The sequence below is a fragment of the Mesorhizobium sp. M0088 genome (genome assembly GCF_040322895.1).
Taxonomy (GTDB): domain Bacteria; phylum Pseudomonadota; class Alphaproteobacteria; order Rhizobiales; family Rhizobiaceae; genus Mesorhizobium.
In genome coordinates, this window is sequence record NZ_JAMYUI010000003.1 from 191020 (window position 1) to 207511 (window position 16492).

17 protein-coding genes are annotated in these 16492 nt (G+C 62.6%); 6 read left to right on the forward strand and 11 right to left on the reverse strand.

What is annotated here, in order from left to right; all coding sequences use genetic code 11:
* Window positions 1-25: 25 nt before the first annotated feature.
* Window positions 26-1249, forward strand: coding sequence for an MFS transporter (locus NKJ67_RS05210; RefSeq protein WP_292560750.1), 1224 nt, complete (start codon window positions 26-28; stop codon window positions 1247-1249).
* 38 nt (window positions 1250-1287) lie between these two features.
* Here NKJ67_RS05210 and NKJ67_RS05215 read toward each other — a convergent pair whose 3' ends face one another.
* The 3 genes from NKJ67_RS05215 to aroC all read right to left on the reverse strand — a co-directional run bounded on the left by NKJ67_RS05215 (window position 1288) and on the right by aroC (window position 4175).
* Window positions 1288-1830 (reverse strand): GNAT family N-acetyltransferase, encoded by a 543-nt coding sequence (locus NKJ67_RS05215; protein ID WP_352580718.1) that lies wholly within the window; start codon window positions 1828-1830, stop codon window positions 1288-1290.
* Between the two features lie 33 nt (window positions 1831-1863).
* Entirely contained in the window at window positions 1864-2964 is a 1101-nt protein-coding gene (ribB, locus tag NKJ67_RS05220; protein WP_127268178.1) for a 3,4-dihydroxy-2-butanone-4-phosphate synthase, read from the reverse strand.
* Between the two features lie 110 nt (window positions 2965-3074).
* Complete coding sequence (gene aroC / locus NKJ67_RS05225; protein WP_127268177.1) at window positions 3075-4175, reverse strand: chorismate synthase; 1101 nt, start codon at window positions 4173-4175, stop codon at window positions 3075-3077.
* Window positions 4176-4455: 280 nt separating this feature from the next.
* On the opposite strand from aroC, the gene NKJ67_RS05230 reads away from it, so the two are divergent.
* Entirely contained in the window at window positions 4456-4716 is a 261-nt protein-coding gene (locus NKJ67_RS05230) for a DUF1344 domain-containing protein (RefSeq protein ID WP_352580720.1), read from the forward strand.
* Window positions 4717-4883: 167 nt separating this feature from the next.
* On the opposite strand, the gene NKJ67_RS05235 is transcribed toward NKJ67_RS05230, so the two are convergent.
* From NKJ67_RS05235 to NKJ67_RS05250, 4 genes are all read right to left on the reverse strand, one after another.
* Window positions 4884-5471, reverse strand: a complete 588-nt coding sequence (locus tag NKJ67_RS05235; protein WP_127268176.1) for a histidine phosphatase family protein — start codon at window positions 5469-5471, stop codon at window positions 4884-4886.
* A gap of 46 nt (window positions 5472-5517) precedes the next feature.
* Window positions 5518-6336 carry an enoyl-ACP reductase FabI gene (gene fabI, locus NKJ67_RS05240; protein ID WP_127268175.1) on the reverse strand — a complete coding sequence of 273 codons (819 nt, stop codon included), beginning with the start codon at window positions 6334-6336 and terminating at the stop codon, window positions 5518-5520.
* A gap of 106 nt (window positions 6337-6442) precedes the next feature.
* A complete protein-coding gene (locus tag NKJ67_RS05245) occupies window positions 6443-7372 on the reverse strand; it encodes a DnaJ C-terminal domain-containing protein (protein ID WP_352580721.1) in 930 nt (309 codons plus the stop codon).
* A 100-nt stretch (window positions 7373-7472) separates the two neighbouring features.
* Window positions 7473-7934 (reverse strand): RT0821/Lpp0805 family surface protein, encoded by a 462-nt coding sequence (locus NKJ67_RS05250; protein WP_027035968.1) that lies wholly within the window; start codon window positions 7932-7934, stop codon window positions 7473-7475.
* Between the two features lie 77 nt (window positions 7935-8011).
* Here NKJ67_RS05250 and pdxH point away from each other — a divergent pair, with 77 nt between their 5' ends.
* Entirely contained in the window at window positions 8012-8629 is a 618-nt protein-coding gene (gene pdxH, locus NKJ67_RS05255; RefSeq protein ID WP_127270335.1) for a pyridoxamine 5'-phosphate oxidase, read from the forward strand.
* A gap of 3 nt (window positions 8630-8632) precedes the next feature.
* Here pdxH and NKJ67_RS05260 read toward each other — a convergent pair whose 3' ends face one another.
* The 3 genes from NKJ67_RS05260 to NKJ67_RS05270 all read right to left on the reverse strand — a co-directional run bounded on the left by NKJ67_RS05260 (window position 8633) and on the right by NKJ67_RS05270 (window position 11636).
* Complete coding sequence (locus NKJ67_RS05260; RefSeq protein WP_352580723.1) at window positions 8633-9385, reverse strand: crotonase/enoyl-CoA hydratase family protein; 753 nt, start codon at window positions 9383-9385, stop codon at window positions 8633-8635.
* Window positions 9386-9405: 20 nt separating this feature from the next.
* Window positions 9406-11175: an acyl-CoA dehydrogenase family protein gene (locus tag NKJ67_RS05265; RefSeq protein WP_352580725.1), complete on the reverse strand. Its 1770-nt coding sequence runs from the start codon at window positions 11173-11175 to the stop codon at window positions 9406-9408.
* Between the two features lie 233 nt (window positions 11176-11408).
* Window positions 11409-11636: a hypothetical protein gene (locus tag NKJ67_RS05270; protein WP_352580726.1), complete on the reverse strand. Its 228-nt coding sequence runs from the start codon at window positions 11634-11636 to the stop codon at window positions 11409-11411.
* Between the two features lie 360 nt (window positions 11637-11996).
* Between NKJ67_RS05270 and NKJ67_RS05275 the strand changes: the two genes are divergently transcribed.
* The 3 genes from NKJ67_RS05275 to NKJ67_RS05285 all read left to right on the forward strand — a co-directional run bounded on the left by NKJ67_RS05275 (window position 11997) and on the right by NKJ67_RS05285 (window position 15124).
* Window positions 11997-13211 carry a glycosyltransferase family 9 protein gene (locus tag NKJ67_RS05275; protein WP_352580727.1) on the forward strand — a complete coding sequence of 405 codons (1215 nt, stop codon included), beginning with the start codon at window positions 11997-11999 and terminating at the stop codon, window positions 13209-13211.
* 337 nt (window positions 13212-13548) lie between these two features.
* Window positions 13549-13767 (forward strand): hypothetical protein, encoded by a 219-nt coding sequence (locus NKJ67_RS05280; RefSeq protein WP_013532811.1) that lies wholly within the window; start codon window positions 13549-13551, stop codon window positions 13765-13767.
* A 247-nt stretch (window positions 13768-14014) separates the two neighbouring features.
* Window positions 14015-15124 (forward strand): glycoside hydrolase family 25 protein, encoded by a 1110-nt coding sequence (locus tag NKJ67_RS05285; RefSeq protein ID WP_164761764.1) that lies wholly within the window; start codon window positions 14015-14017, stop codon window positions 15122-15124.
* A gap of 14 nt (window positions 15125-15138) precedes the next feature.
* Here the strand turns inward: NKJ67_RS05285 and purD are convergent, their stop codons facing one another.
* On the reverse strand, window positions 15139-16416 hold the full coding sequence (purD, locus tag NKJ67_RS05290; RefSeq protein ID WP_352580728.1) for a phosphoribosylamine--glycine ligase: 1278 nt from the start codon (window positions 16414-16416) through the stop codon (window positions 15139-15141).
* Between the last annotated feature and the right edge of the window lie 76 nt (window positions 16417-16492).

Consider the following 16492-nt stretch of genomic DNA (forward strand, 5'->3'; position numbering starts at 1 on the left):
TCGTCCTTTGTCGAGGAACCAACCGATGCAAAATCCCTACGCGGAAATCTTTCGTGCCCCCGGAGCCAAGGGCTTTGCGGCCGCCGGCTTCATGGCGCGCCTGCCGATCGCCATGGCGCCCATCGGCATCGTGGCGATGCTGTCGCAGACGCGTGGCGAATACTGGCTGGCCGGAGCCGTCTCGGCGACATACGCGCTGGCCAACGCCTTCGTCGCGCCGCAGATATCGAGACTGGTGGACCGCCTGGGCCAGACACGAATCGTGGTGCCCACCACCATCATCGCGGTGCTGGCTTTCGCGGTCCTGATAGCGGCGGCCAACCAGGACTGGCCGGTTTGGACGCTGTTCGTATCGGCACTGCTGGCCGCCGCCATGCCAAGCATACCTGCGATGGTGCGCGCGCGCTGGACGGAGATTTTCCGGGGGCGGCCGCAGATGAACACCGCATTCGCCTTCGAGTCCGTGGCCGATGAACTGGTCTATATCGCCGGGGCATCGCTATCGGTCGGCCTGAGTGCCGCCCTATTCCCGGAAGCCGGCGTTCTGGTGAGCACATTATTTCTCGCATTCGGATCAGCGGCCTTCATCCTGCAACGCTCGACCGAGCCCCGGGTGCGGCCGGTCGACCATAACTCAAGCGGCTCGGCGATCCGCCTGCGGCCGGTTCAGATCATCACCCTCGCCCTGATCTTCATCGGCGCAACCTTCGCGACGACGGAAGTGACCACCGTGGCGATCACCAAGGAGCTTGGCCAACCGGGCGCCGCCAGCCTCGTCATCGGCGTTTATGCGCTGGGATCGTTCGTACTCGGCATCATCGTCGGCGCGCTCAGCCTGAAGGCGCCGCTGCAACGCCAGCTGGCCATCGCAGTCGCCCTCGTCGCGCTCGGCACGCTGTTGCCGCTCACCGCCGACACCGTGCCACTGCTGGCGCTGACCGTGTTCATCAGCGGTGTGGCGATCTCGCCGACCTTCATCACCGCGTTCGGCCTGATCGAGCGGCATGTGCCGGAAGCGATGCTGACCGAAGGCATCACCTGGGTCATGACCGGCATCGGCATCGGCATGGCGCTGGGCTCGTTCGCGGCCGGCGCGATGGTGGATGCGTTCGGCGCCCAGAGCGGGTTCTGGGTGTCGGTGGCTTCAGGCACGATCGCACTGGCCACGGTGCTGCTCGGCCAACGCAGCCTTGCCACGACTGAGTGCGAGATGGACGGATGCGAAGCAGCCGCGATTGCCGCGGAATAGTTCCGGCGCGTCCGGGCTTTAGGACCGGGCGCGCCGCTCTAGGCGGCCGGGCCTGAAATATTGGCTTTTCCCGGGTGCGCCAATGCCAAAAGTATCGTTGGCGCCCCGCGCAGCATCACCTCTTTTTCGAAGGCGAAGCCACATTTCTCCAGCACCCGTCGCGAGGCCGGATTGGCGGGGCGGACGAGGCCGACAACCCGATCGGCACGCAAGGGGCCGAACGCGGTGCGCAGTGCTTCCATCACCAATTCCGTGGCATAGCCATGTCCCCAGGCCGCCGGATGAAGATGATAGGACAGGTTCAGACCGTCGAAATCCGCCGATACCGTGACGCCGCCGAAGCCGATCAACTTTCCATCCGCCTCGACCGCCCAGCGGCCAAAGCCGTGCTTGTCCCAATGACCGATGTCGCGCCTCAGCCGCGCGGCGCTCTGCTGGGCTGTATCCGGAACAGGGTCGGGTCGATGCGCAACAAGCTCCCCGCGCGAAAAGAGATCGATCAGGAAATCCAGATCAGCCTCTGCCGGGCGGCGCAGCAAAAGCCGCTCGCTGCGCTGGCTGGAAGGCAGGGGCGCATTCATCCGTCTTCTCCGGCAACCGGATCGGCGGGAGGCTCAGAGGATCTCGGTCTTGGCGATGTGGATGCCAAAACCTTCGAGGCCGACATAGTGGCGTTCGCGCGAGGCGATCAGGTTGATCGAGGAGATGCCGAGATCCTTGAGGATCTGCGCGCCGAGCCCGATCTCGCGCCACTCGTTTTCGCGGCGGCGGGCCTCTTCGTGATCCTCGCGGTCGCCGCTTGCCGGTCGTTTGCGCTCCTGATGCGCAACGCCGACGGAGCCTTCTCTGAGATAGACGATGACGCCGCGCCTGCGCTCGCCCATTGCCTTCATAATGGCGTCGAGCCGGTGGCTGGTGCCGAACACATCGGTCACCACATCCTCCGAATGCAGGCGCACCGGGACCTCCTCGCCGTCACGAATGTCGCCGAAGACGATGGCGACGTGGTGCATGGAGTCCCACGGCAGCGTGTAGGTGAAGACCTGTGCCTTGCCGCCGAGCGTGTCGATTTCCGAGCAAGCGACGCGTTCGACCAGAGTTTCCTTACGTTGCCGGTAGGCGATGAGGTCGGCAACCGAAACCTGCTTCAGCCCATGCTCCTCGGCGAAAGCCTGCACCTGCGGGCCGCGCTTGACGGTGCCGTCATCATTGACCAGCTCGGAAATGACGCCGACCGGCGGCAGGCCGGCGAGCTTGCACAGATCGACCGCTGCTTCGGTATGGCCGGAGCGCATCAGCACGCCGCCTTCGCGCGCGATCAGCGGGAAGATGTGGCCGGGGCGGACGAAATCCGAGCCACCGACATTGCCGTTGGCAAGATTTCGAACGGTCAAAGTGCGATCTTCGGCCGAGATGCCCGTCGTGGTGCCATGCTTGAAATCGACGCTGACGGTGAAAGCGGTGGTATGGGCGGAATCGTTGTCGGCGACCATCGGCGCAAGGTTCAGCCGCTTGGCTTCTTCGCGCGGCATCGGCGTGCAGACGATGCCGGAGGTGTGGCGCACGATGAACGCCATCTTTTCGGGCGTGCAGTGGACGGCGGCAACGATCAGGTCGCCTTCGTTCTCGCGCCCGTCATCATCCATGACGACGACGATCTCGCCGCGTTCGAAAGCACGCAGGGCTTCGACGATCTTCTTCTGGTCGTAAGGCATAAGTGCTCGCTTTGCTCGCAGGGAATAAGGGAGTAGGGCAGTACGGGAGTAGGGAAAAGCAAAAAGATTTGGCCGGCCGCGCTAAGAGCGCAACATATTCCCTTATTCCCCTATTCCCTTCCCGTCTGTCCCCGATGCCGCAGATAGTGGTCGGCGATCGCACAGGCAACCATTGCTTCGCCGATCGGCACGGCGCGGATGCCGACGCATGGGTCGTGGCGACCCTTGGTCATGATCTCGACGTCCCTGCCGTCCTTGTCGATCGACTTTCGCGGCGTCAGGATCGAGGAGGTCGGCTTGACGGCGAAACGAGCGACGATCGCCTGGCCGGTCGAGATGCCACCGAGGATGCCGCCCGCATTGTTGGACAGGAACACCGGCTTGCCGTCATTGCCGATGCGCATCTCGTCGGCATTCTGCTCGCCGGTGATACGGGCGGCCTCGAAGCCGTTGCCGATCTCGACGCCCTTGACCGCGTTGATCGACATCAGGCCGGAGGCGATGTCCTGATCGAGCTTGGCATAGATCGGCGCGCCGAGGCCTGGCGGAACGCCGTCGGCGACGATTTCGATCACCGCCCCGACCGAGGAGCCCGCCTTGCGGATGCCGTCGAGATACTGGGTGAAGACGGGTACGGAGGCCGGATCGGGGGTGAAGAACGGATTTTCGGCATCGCCGATGAAATTCCAGTTCCAGTTGGCGCGGTCTATGGATTTTTCGCCCATCGACACCAGCGCGCCGCGCACCACAACGCCCGGAACCACCTTGCGCGCCAAGGCACCGGCCGCCACCCTGGCTGCCGTCTCGCGGGCCGAGGAGCGGCCGCCGCCGCGATAATCGCGCACGCCGTATTTGACCTCATAGGTGTAGTCGGCATGGCCCGGCCGGTATTGGCGGGCGATCTCGCCATAATCCTTTGAACGCTGGTCGACATTCTCGATCAACATCGACACCGGCGTGCCGGTGGTGATCATCGTCTCGCCGTCCTCGTCGAAGATGAAGCCGGACAGCACCTTCACTTCATCCGGTTCGCGACGCTGCGTGACGAAACGTGATTGCCCCGGCCGGCGCTTGTCGAGTTCGGCCTGGATGTCGGCTCGAGTGAAGCGGATGCCGGGCGGGCAGCCGTCGACCACGCAGCCGAGCGACGGGCCATGGCTTTCGCCCCAGGTGGTGACGCGGAAAAGGTGCCCGAACGTGTTGTGAGACATGAAATGACCCTGCCCGGCAGCGGAGCCGGCTTGGCGCATGACCCCGAAAATCGGAGCGATTTTCGGAAAGGATCATGCGCAAAATCAACAATGCTACAGCGTCCTTTGCGCGTCCAAGAGGACGCGCGGCGCTGTAGGTTGCCTTCTATTGGCGTTTTTCACAGGGGTCAAACTGTGATCTGGCGGATTTAGTTTTGACACATTCGGTTGGTTTCTGCTCTGCTCCATCCGCCGTTGAACGCCCGCCGCCATGCCGGCGCAATGATAAAGAGGAACGATCATGCGTACCCTGATTGGCGCCATTGCCGCCACGCTGCTGCTTTCCACCGCCGCTTTCGCCGGCCAGACCGAAGGCCTGATCAAGAAGATCGACAAGGATACGGCGACGCTGACGCTGGATGACGGCAAGTCCTACAAGCTGAACGCCGAGCCCGATCTCGACGCGCTGAAGCCGGGCATGGACATCGTCATCGCCTACGATGTGACCAATGGCGAAAACATCGTCACCGACATGGAACTGCCGGACAGCTCTGCCAACTAGAGCTTCCAACCTCAATTGAATGCTGTGTTTGCGGTTCAGCTTTCGCCGAGCCGCCTGCCAATGGCCTAAAGCGTGTCGCGTCTGAACGGATTCAGGCGACCCGCTTTAGGTCTTTGTTTTATGCATGTCGTTCTCCCAAAACCGGGGTCACTTTTGGGCGACATGCATTAAAGCCACTCCAGACTCTTGCCTTCGAGCTTGAGCAGGCGATCCTGCGGTATTTCCAGGTTCGCGGCCTCGTCCTCGGCCAGCCCCAGAACGAAGCGAAACAAGGTGCGCATGACGCCGCCATGGGTCACGCATATCGTCTGGCGTTCGATCGCGTCGAAGCATGGCCTCACCCGTTCGAGCAGCATCTGATAGCTCTCCGCACCTTCGCCGGGCGGCTGAAAGTTCCACTTGTCCAGAGCACGCGTCATGCTCGCTCCGGGATATCCTGTCTCGAGCTCGGGAAAGGTAAATCCCTGCCAATCGCCGAAATTGACTTCGACGAGGCGCGGATCGGTTCGATAGGCATCCGGATCGAGCTTCATCGCGGCGCGAATACGCTGCATCGTTTCGCGCGTCCGTTTCATCGGACTGGCGAGGAAATCGAATTCCCAGGGATTTGGGACCAACGCGGCTAGCCGAAGCCCGTTGCCGGTCGCCTGTTCGCGGCCAAGAGCGTTGAGATCGGTATCGGCCTGCCCCTGAAGTCGCATTTCGGCGTTCCACGCGGTCTGGCCGTGGCGCGCGATATAAACCAGCGGGTACATCAGGTCTTCCGGTGCGGGATCGGGACGGACGACGGTTGGCCGGGCGTTAGTCCTTGACCGTCGAAATATCAGGCGCGTCGACCGCCTTCATGCCGACGACGTGGTAGCCCGAATCGACGTGATGCACTTCACCGGTGACGCCGCGCGACAGGTCGGACAGGAAATAGACGCCGGAATCGCCGACTTCCTCCTGCGTGACCGTCTGCTTCAGCGGCGAATTGTACTCGTTCCACTTCAGGATGTAGCGGAAGTCGCCGATGCCGGAGGCGGCCAACGTCTTGATCGGGCCGGCCGAGATGGCGTTGACGCGGATCTTCTTGGCGCCGAGGTCGACCGCCAGGTAGCGCACGCTGGCCTCGAGCGCCGCCTTGGCGACACCCATGACGTTGTAGTGCGGCATCACTTTTTCGGCGCCGTAGTAGGTCAGCGTCAGCAACGAGCCGCCATCGGTCATCAGCGCCTCGGCGCGCTTGGCTATGGTGGTGAAGGAATAGACCGAAATGTCCATGGTGCGCAGGAAATTGTCGCGCGTCGTCTCGACATAGCGGCCGGTTAGTTCATCCTTGTCGGAGAAGGCGATGGCGTGGACGAGGAAATCAAGCTTGCCCCAGTGCCTGGCGACATTGGCGAAAACCTCGTCCAGGCTCGCCGGATCGGTGACGTCGCAATGGCCGGCGACAAAGGCGCCCAGTTCCGCCGCCAGCGGCTCGACGCGCTTCTTGAACGCCTCGCCCTGATAGGTCAGCGCGATCTCGGCGCCATGGTCGACGCACGACTTGGCGATGCCATAGGCGATCGACCTATTGTTGGCGACGCCAAGAATGAGGCCGCGCTTGCCGGCCATTAGGCCCTGTCCACCCGCCATGTGAGCGCTCTCCGCAAGATTTCAGCTTTGTGGGTTGCCCTATCGCACAGGCACAGAGCCCCTTCAAGCGTCCAAACCGGACAGTTCGGGGGACAAAAGCCGCCGATCAGCCTTTTTGGCCGCGCAACAGCTCTTCGAGCGCGCTGTCGCCGCCTTCCGGCAGCATGATACGCACATGAGCGTAGAGATCGCCGTGGCCGCCGGCCTTTTCCGGCAGGCCTCTGCCCTTCAGCCGCAGGACCTTGTCGGAGCTCGACCAGGCCGGAATGTTGACCGCAAGCCTGCCGGTCGGCGTCTCGACCGGCACCTTGGCGCCGAGCACCGCATCCGCCAGCACCACCGGCAGATCGGCGTGCAGGTCGCGGCCCTCGATGCGGTAGCGTGGATGTCGGCGCAGATGGATCTTGACCAGCGCGTCGCCTGGCTGGCCCGGCCCCTGCTCGCCTTGGCCCTTGAGGCGGATGGTCTGGCCATCCTCGACATAGGCCGGCAGCTTGACCGCCACCTTGCGGCCGTCGGGGAACATCGCCGTCACCTTTTCGGCGGTCGCCGCTTCCTCAATGGTGATGTCGAGCGTCACGTTCAGATCGGCTGCTGTCGTTTGCTGGCGGCGATCGCCCGCGCCGGGACCGCGCGCGCCCGAAAAAGTGTCGCCAAAAATCTGGCTGAAGATGTCGCTGTTGCCGTCGAACGGATCGCCACCCGGTCTGCCGGAGCGGAATTCGAACCGCGAACCGCCCGGACCCTGCTGCCGGCGGAAGCCGCCGAAGGGATCGCCGCCACCGGCAGCGCCCTCAAAGCCCTGGAATCGCGGCTTGCCGTCGGCGTCGATCTCGCCGCGATCGAAAGCGGCGCGATTCTTTTCGTCGCCGACGATCTCGTAGGCCTGGTTGGCCGCGGCAAAACGGTCCTTCGCCTTGGGATCATTCGGATTCTGGTCCGGATGATGTTTCTTGGCGAGTTTCCGATACGCCGACTTTATGTCCTTGGACGATGCGTTCCTGGCAACGCCCAGCACCTCATAGGGGTCGCGCATACTTACTGCCCTGGAGAAGAGTTGAGTCTCTGGTTGCCACCTATATGCGCTCGCATAGGAAGAAATTCCAGTGCTGGAGCAGCATATCAGACGCGGAAAATCAGAGTGCCTTGAAGTCCTGCATGCGCCAGCCGCCGGCGCTGGCCAGGCACAGTTCGCCTTCGAACATGGCAACGCCGTCAAAGCTTTCGCGTGAGGCCTTGAAGCGGCGGCAGGTCTGGCCGTTGTCCTTCAATTCCGCCAGGTCGGTGATGGAACCGCGCGAACCGGTGCCGGCATTGGCCCACGGCACGGCCTGCCCGCCGAGCTGCTCGATATCGGCCGAGGAAACCGCATTGCCGATCGTCGTCTGGTCGGAGTCGCGATCCAAATTGGCCGGCGCGGCCGAGGCCGACGTGCTGCTGGTCAGGATCGAGCGGTCGACTTCGGCTTTTTCCAGGCTGAAGCCGCCGGCGCCACACGCGGCAAGCGGCAAGGCGACCGCCACGATCGCGGCTTTCGCGCTGGCCGAAGCGATAACGCTCCATTGCCTGCTGTCAAAAGCTTGCGCGATACGCGACAATCGGCAACCTCCCCCTTGCTTCGTAAAGAATCTTGGTTTTGTAAGAATCTTGGCTTCGTGACAATTTGAGAAAAACTATGAGTGACACTGAGTTAACAAGCGGTGACTTTACCGAGGCTGCCGAGCCGTTTCGCCTCTTTGCCGCATGGCTGGACGACGCCACGAAAAGCGAGCCGAACGACCCCAACGGCGTGGCTCTGGCGACCGTCGATGCCGACGGCATGCCGGATGTGCGTATGGTGTTGCTCAAGGGGTTCGATGAAAGCGGGTTTGTCTTCTACACGAATTTCGAGAGCGCCAAGGGCCAGGAGATTCTTGGCAGCATGAAGGCGGCGATGTGTTTCCATTGGAAGTCGCTGCGCCGCCAGGTGCGCATTCGCGGACCGGTGGAGATCGTCAGCGACGCCGAAGCCGACGCCTACTACGCGACGCGGCCACGCGGCAGCCGCATCGGCGCCTGGGCCTCGAAACAGTCGCGGCCGCTGGAAAGCCGCTTTGCGCTGGAGAAGGCAGTGGCCGAATACACGGCACGCTATCCGATCGGCGAAATCCCGCGGCCAAAGCACTGGTCCGGCTTCCGCATCGTGCCCAGCACCATCGAGTTCTGGCACGACAGGCCGTTCCGGCTGCACGACCGGCTCGTTTTTACGCGCAGTGCGAAGGACGGCTGGGACAAGACACGGCTTTATCCCTGAGGCTCAGGCCTTCTTTCTCGTCATGAACGCGGTGAGCGCGGCGCGCGCCTCATCGGACTTCAGCCGCTCGCGAAAATGCTCGCTTTCCTCGCCGATGCGGGCGACGAGATCGTCGCGCGAACCACGCATCAGGTTGCGCGCGATCTTCAACGCCTGTGGTGGCTTGGCGGCGATCTGGCCGGCTGCCGCCAATACCGAAGCCTCCAGTGCTGCTTCCTCGACCACCTCGTAGATTAGGCCGGCGGCCTTGGCGCGCTCGGCCGAAAAGCCTTCGCCGAGGCCGAGCAGCGCGAAGGCACCCTGCTGCCCGAGGATGCGCGGTGCCAGCAGGCTCGATCCCGCCTCAGGCACCAGGCCAAGGTCGACGAAAGGCGTCCTGAACACGGTGCGTGGCGTGGCGAAGGTCAGGTCGCAATGCAGGTTGAGCGTCGTGCCGATGCCGACCGCGATGCCGTCGACGCCTGAAATCATGGGCTTTTCGACCTTGGCCAGCGCCATCAGGAAATCCCAGACTTCGGTGCCGCCGTCGCCGCCGGTGGCGACGACCATGAAGTCGGCAAGGTCGTTGCCTGAAGAGAAGGCGCCGGGCACGCCGAGAAAGACATGGACGCGGATGGCCGGGTCGGCGTCGCCCTCGGCCAGGGTTTTTGACATTTTCGCATACATGGCGCGCGTCAGCGCGTTCTTCTTGTCCGGCCGATTCATGCGGATGATCTGGATGGCGCCCTGGCGCTCGACGAGGATATGGTCTGTCACGGTGTTTTCCTTGTGAAACGTCAGGCAGAGACGAGCGTCTTGCCAGCAGCGGCGAGGCTTTCGGCGCCATCAATGACGCGCGCCCTCAAGGCGCTGACCTCGCCGAGCAGGTTTTCGGCAAAGAAACGGCAAAGCGCTATGCGGTTGTGATCGGCAAGAGCACCGCGCGCCAGATAGGCGCCGCCGGCGGCAAGCGAGATCAGCCTGAGATAGGGCGTGGCGCCTGCCAGCGCCTCTTCCGATCGGCCATCGGCCGTCAGTTTTTGCAGGAAGCGGGTCGCTTCGCTGAGATCGCCAAGTGCCGCGTCGAGAGCGTCGGCGGTGCGGCCGAAACCCTGCATGTTCGAGGTCCGCACCGCTGCGGCCATATCAGCCAGTTCGGCGATGTAACCATGCACATGGTCGCCACCGCCGAGCGGCAGCTTGCGCATCACCAGATCGATCGCCTGGATACCGTTGGTGCCCTCGTAAATCGGGGCGATGCGCGCATCGCGATAGAAGGCGGCCGCTCCCGTCTCCTCGATGAAGCCCATGCCGCCATGAACCTGGAGGCCGAGCGAGGCAACCTCGACGCCGATATCGGTCGAGAACGCCTTGGCCAGCGGCGTCAGCAGATTGGCGCGATCGCGCCAGTATGCCGCCTCGTCACCGGCGGAGACACGGGCCATGTCGATGGCGTGGGCACAGGAATAGCTGATGGCGCGTGCGGTCTGGGTCAGCGCCTTCATGGTCAACAGGTTACGCTGGACATCGGGGTGATGGACGATAGGCGCCATACCCGTGCCAGTGTAGCTCGCGGCCTTGCCCTGCCGGCGCTCATTGGCATAGGCGATCGCCTTCTGCGTTGCGGCTTCCGCGACCGCCACCCCCTGCATGCCGACACAAAGCCGCGCATTGTTCATCATGGTGAACATGCAGGCGAGCCCCTTGTTCTCCTCGCCGATCAGCCAGCCGACGGCGCCGGGTTCGGCCCCTTCGAAGCCGTCGCCATAGATCATGGTGCAGGTCGGCGAGGCATGGATTCCGAGTTTATGCTCAAGTCCGGAACAGAAGACGTCGTTGCGGGCACCGAGCGCGCCATCGTCGCCAACCAGGAATTTCGGCACCAGGAACAACGATATGCCGCGCGTGCCGGCCGGCGCATCGGGCAGCCTTGCCAGCACGAGATGGATGATGTTGTCGGTGAAATCGTGCTCGCCATAGGTGATGAAGATTTTTTGGCCGAAGATGCGATAGCTGCCGTCAGCCGCCGGCTCGGCGCGGGCGCGCAAGGCGGCGAGATCCGAGCCGGCTTGCGGCTCGGTCAGGTTCATCGTGCCCATCCACTCGCCGGAGACGAGTTTTTCGAGATATTTGGCCTTGAGGTCTTCGGAGGCGTGTTTGTCGAGCGCCTCGACCGCGCCCATGGTCAGCGTCGGGCCGATGCCGAAGGCCATGGCGGCGGAGTTCCACATTTCGAGCGCGGCGACGCCAAGCATGGTCGGCAGCGCTTGGCCGCCATATTCCTCAGGCCCGGAGAGCGCGTTCCAGCCGCCATCGATCCAGCGGCGATAGAGTTCCTTCCAGCCGGGCGGTGTGGTGACGGCAGCGTCCTTCAGCACCGCACCCTGCCGATCGCCGATCGTGTAGAGCGGTGCGACCTCTTCGGTGGCGAAACGGCCGGCCTCGCCAAGAACGGCATCGACCAGGTCCTCGCCGAGATCGCCGAAGGTGCCGGCATCGAGCGCCGACTTCATGCCGGCCACGTGCTTGAGCGTGAAGGCGATATCCTCGACCGGTGCCCGATACATGCCGCTCACTCCTCCTGATGCCTCGGCCTGCCCAACCCTAGAACCGGTGCCGCTGCAAAACCACCCGCCGTATCAGCGGTCTCCCATCTTTCCTCAAAAACGGCAACTAAGGCTCGCGATACCAGGACTACGAAGACATCGCCGTCCCCGCTAATTGCTCGCTCCCAACACTTTGTCCCACGGCGCGCCCCGCGCCACACCACGAGATCGCTCCGACGACAAACGCGCCGTTGTTAGCGCGCGTCCTTCGCCTTGGCATAGCCGTCGTTCGCGACGCCCATGCCCCGAATGCTTGCTGGCGTCGGGCGTGTAGCTGAACCAACGGCGCGCCGTTGGTAGACTGCGCAGCGCATTCGTGGCGCGAGATCGGCGGCCATGGCCGAAGCATCCGCGCCGTACTCGTCGCGCAGCACCTCCAGGTCGGGCGTATGGGGGCAATGACAGTGGAGGAGATGCGCCATGATCTGCATCCCTGCCTTATCAAATGAGCCGACGTCCAAGCCATGCGGTGAACACAGCGAGAAGATGGCTCGCGATCAACGGAGGTGACTACTTGTGGGTGACCCACCCAACAAATTAACTTCGATCTGCTCGTACCGAAAGCGCCAGAACTTATTAAGACTAGCTCAATCTGCGATAGCAATTGCTGGTTTTCGACTAATGTTGCCTTGCCCACCGCAAAACCCTAAAGACCGATGCTGGCAACCGCTTCGGTGTACAGTTCTTGTTCCATGGTGCCGGTTATCTCGGCGGATAGGTGAGATCGTGACAAAATCAAGATGGACTGCGCCGGAGGATTACGAAATTGGTCCCGCCACGCCATGGCTGAACTCGACCAAACAGCGCAGCTGGATACCAACCAAAGCGGCTCTTTGGCTTGGTCTACTTGGGGCAACGCAGTCATGAGTCCAAAATCCGGCAATGAAATTCGCTCGATATGCATTGTCCAAACAAAATTCCTTGGTGATGTCACGCTGACGTCTGCTTTGGTCCGCAATCTACGCCTCGCCTATCCCAACGCTTCGATAACAATGGTATGCGCGCCTGGCCTTAAGCAGTTCATTGTCGCGCAACAGATTGCCGACGTGGCTGTTGGCTTTGAAACCGGTGGCAGAGGAAGGACTCCGCTTAAGCGATTGACCGACTATTATGCCGTCATTTCTGCTCTGCGCGGTGAAAAATTCGATCTCAGCATCGATCTTACCGATACAAAAACCTCACGGATCATGCACCGTTTGACCGGCGCCCCACTTCGCGTTGGCTTCAATCCTCCCGATCGTCCGTTCAAGTTCTGGGAAATCCAGATGGCAAACGTTCTCGCCGCGCCATTCGGCCATGGTGGGTCCCATTATCTCTACAGATACCTGTCTCCACTGGGCGCCCTCGGATTAGCGATTCAAGATCCAACCCCTCGACTGCGGCCGACAAAGAGTGCCCAAGAGGAGTGTGCCAAGCTTCTTTCGGAAAACGCCTTGGCGAAGAAATCATATGTGGCTGTGCATGCGGGCGCGAGGTCCGAGGGGCGTCGTTGGCCACCGCAACATTTTGCCGCCGTCATCGATGAAATCTACGCCAAAACCGGACTGCGGTCTCTGATCGTCGGTGGCCCTGATGAAAGGCCCGTTGCGCAAAGCATAATTGAAACGGCAACGTCGCCGGTGGCCACCGGCGTCGGAAAGGCTTCGCTTGAAGTCCTTGTCGCGTTGTTGGCAGAAGCGGCAATTTTCCTTGGCAATGACAGCGGCCCAATGCACGTTGCAGCTTCTGTTGGAACTCCGACGGTGGGATTGTTCGGTCTGCAGTCTCCTGATCTATGGGGCCCGTTTGGTGTCCCCAACAAAACGCTCCGGCCGCCCGTGCCTTGTTCATGTGTCGCTCCAGGTGTTTGTAAAGAATACGACCCCGGTGGGGTCCATTGTGTTCAGCGGCTTCAGGTTGCTGAAGTCGCAGAAGCGACATTCGACCTCATCGAGATCATGAACGGCTCTCGACCGACCCAAACTACGATGCACGTACTGCCTCGCATTGATCCCTGACGTCATCGAACAGACGTGCCCCTCGATGCTGTTAGATCATCCACGCGATGCGAGATCGTCTCTTCGGCCGTCTCGTACGTCCGCTCGTCGCCCAGATACTCGGGCAAGCTCTACCTGAACCCATAAACGGCCACGTCGCCGGGCTTCAGAGAAGATATACGCCGTATCCGATCCGGGAGGCAAACTGCTCCCGGAGTATGGTCGTGGCGCGCACATTTTTTACGTACCGTCAAATTTTGTCACGCGGATTTTGCAATCGCGGCGGCGCGTATTAAGTTCAACCCATGCCGGATCAAGTCGACCGGCGATGGATCAGACCAGCCAACCGGAACCGCCCATGCTTGCCAGACCCGACGCCTACCGCTGCATCGAATGCGGCCTGCCCTATCGAGCGGAGGGGTTCTGCTACCATGGGGGCAGACTGGACCACGGTGCCGCCTACTGGTCGGATCGCGGCATTTTGTGCTCGCCGCAATGCTCGCTCGCCCACCACCGCAAACGCGCCGCCGAAGGCACGCTGCGGCAAGAGCCGGCGCCTGACCCGTTTGAATTCTAGCAGCTGATGCGTCGCCAGCTTTTCTGAGGCCAGCCCCCGAAAGCACTTCCTTAACCATAGCCGTTCAGGATTTGTTTTTGATCAACGGGGATTCCCTGTTTTGAAAAGGACGGCGCGCCTCCTTCGCCGCTTGAAGAGTGTCGTACCGACACCCTTCAAGCCTCTGTTTCCTGCGCATGTCGTTGCCCCAAAACCGCTGCATACTTTTGGCCGGCATGCGCTGGCGATCCTCGCTCTTGCGGCGACGATGGCGCTTTCGACGGCGGCAACGGCCTCGGATTTTTCCGAGCCGTGGAAGAACGCCGACCGCGCTCTGGTCGTCGATGCCTACGAATATAATTCCATCGACTGGGCCCAGCTCGCCACCGACAAGCGGGTCGTCGGCTTCATCAACAAGGCCTCCGACGGCATGCCGCCGGCCTATTTCTGCCTGGGCAACGACATTGAGGTAAAGCTTTGCAAGGCGCTGTGGAAACGTCATGCGGTGACGCGCGAACTGTTCCAGACGCGCCGGGTGGTGGCCAAGGCACTCGGCCTGAAATGGGGCGCCTATCACCTTGCCCGTCCCGGCAATCCGGTCGAGCAGGCGAACAATTTCCTCGATTTCGCCGAGCCTGCGCCGGACGATCTCATGGCTCTCGACATCGAGGGCAATGACCCCTCGCAATGGATGTCGCTCGACGATGCCGAGGAGTTCGTACGCCAGGTGCATCGGCGCATCGGCCGTTTCCCGGTGCTGTACACCAACGGCAAGACCGCCCGCTACATTGCCGACAACAGCTACCGATACCGGCTCCTGTCGCGGCTGCCGCTTTGGTATGCGCGCTACACCAACGACATCGACGTGCATTTTCCGATGGGCAACTGGCAAGGCTACGCGCTGTGGCAGTTTTCGGCGCAAGCCAATTGCGGCCGTTTCCGCTGCCCTTACAGGGTTGCCGGCACGCCTATCGACATAGACGTGAATGTCGCGCCGACAGACGCCGCCACGCTGCGCACGCAATGGCCGTTCGGTGGGCTTATCGACGTGCCACCGGACTATCTCGCCTCGATACCGCTACCGGTTTCACGCGAGGCCGGCCTCGCCGGCAATGTCACCATCACCTATGCGTCTGTGGCCGCGCCGCCGACTCTCGAGGACATGGTTACAGCGTTGGGCACACGCTGGTCCCGTTTCCGCGACGGCTTCCGCATGCCAGTCGTGAAGACGGTGCCGCGACGGCCAAGCTTCGGCATTGTCCAATATGTCGCCTGGAAGCGGACCGAACGGCGTTCACCCGCACAACTCGACGCTGCCTTTGCCGTGTCCGATCCACTCAGCACCGCTTCCACCGAACTCGATCGCGGCCAGCGGTGAGCCAATGCGGAACTTCAGGTTCCCTGTTCGCGCGCTACGGCCTGCCAGCCGATATCGCGGCGGCAGAACCCGTCCGGCCAATCGATGCGGTCAAGCGCGGCATAGGCTCGTTTCTGTGCCTCGCCGACCGTGGCGCCTGATGCCGTCACGTTGAGGACGCGGCCGCCATTGGCAACCAGCGCGCCGCCATTGATGGCGGTACCGGCGTGGAAGATCTGGACGCCGTCGCTCGCCGCGTCTTCGACGCCGCGGATGACCGAGCCTTTTTCCGGCGTGCCGGGATAGCCTCTCGCCGCCATTACTACGGTGAGCGCGGCCTCGTCGCGCCAGCGCACCGAAGTATGCGCAAGCTGGCCGTCGGTCGCCGCATTGAGCAGGACCAGCAGATCATCCTTCAGCCGCATCATCAGCACCTGGCATTCCGGATCGCCGAAACGGGTGTTGTATTCGATCAGCTTCGGTCCCTTGTCGGTGATCATCAGCCCGGCAAACAGCACGCCGGAGAACGGCGCCCCCAGTTCGGCCATGCCGCGCATGGTCGGCTCGATGATCTCGCGCATGGTGCGCGCGACCAGTTCCGGCGTCATCACCGGTGCCGGCGAATAGGCGCCCATGCCACCGGTGTTGGGACCGGTGTCGCCGTCGCCGACGCGCTTGTGGTCCTGCGCGGTACCGAAGGGCAGTGCGGTGGTGCCGTCGCAGAGGCAGAAGAAACTCGCCTCCTCGCCGGTCATGAACTCCTCGACCACAACTTCCGCGCCGGCGGCGCCGAAGGAACCGTCGAAGCAGGCATCGAGTGCTGCCTGTGCTTCACTGGGCGTCATGGCGACGGTGACGCCCTTGCCGGCAGCGAGCCCGTCGGCCTTGATGACGATCGGTGCTCCGGTCTTTTCGACATAGGCCTTGGCCGAGGCCAGGTCACTGAAACGGCCATAGGCGGCGGTCGGGATGTTGTAGCGGGCACAGAGGTCCTTGGTGAAACCCTTCGAACCTTCCAGCTGCGCAGCGGCCTTGGATGGCCCGAAGACGCGGATCTTTTCGGCGCGAAGATCGTCGGCAATGCCGACGACCAGCGGCCCCTCCGGGCCGACCACGACGAGGTCGATTTTTTTCTCCCGGCAGAACGCGGCCACGGCGGCATGGTCGGCTAAATCCAGCTTCACCAGCTCAGCCTCGCTGCCGATGCCCGGATTGCCGGGAGCCGCATAGAGCTTTGTCAGCAGCGGTGATGCGGCGATCTTCCAGGCGAGCGCATGTTCGCGGCCGCCGGAGCCGAGAAGAAGAACGTTCATGGCCACCTCTTGATGCCGACTATCCGTTAGAGCACCCGCTATTGCTCTCTGGGCGACGGGTCAAGGCATCCGGGCG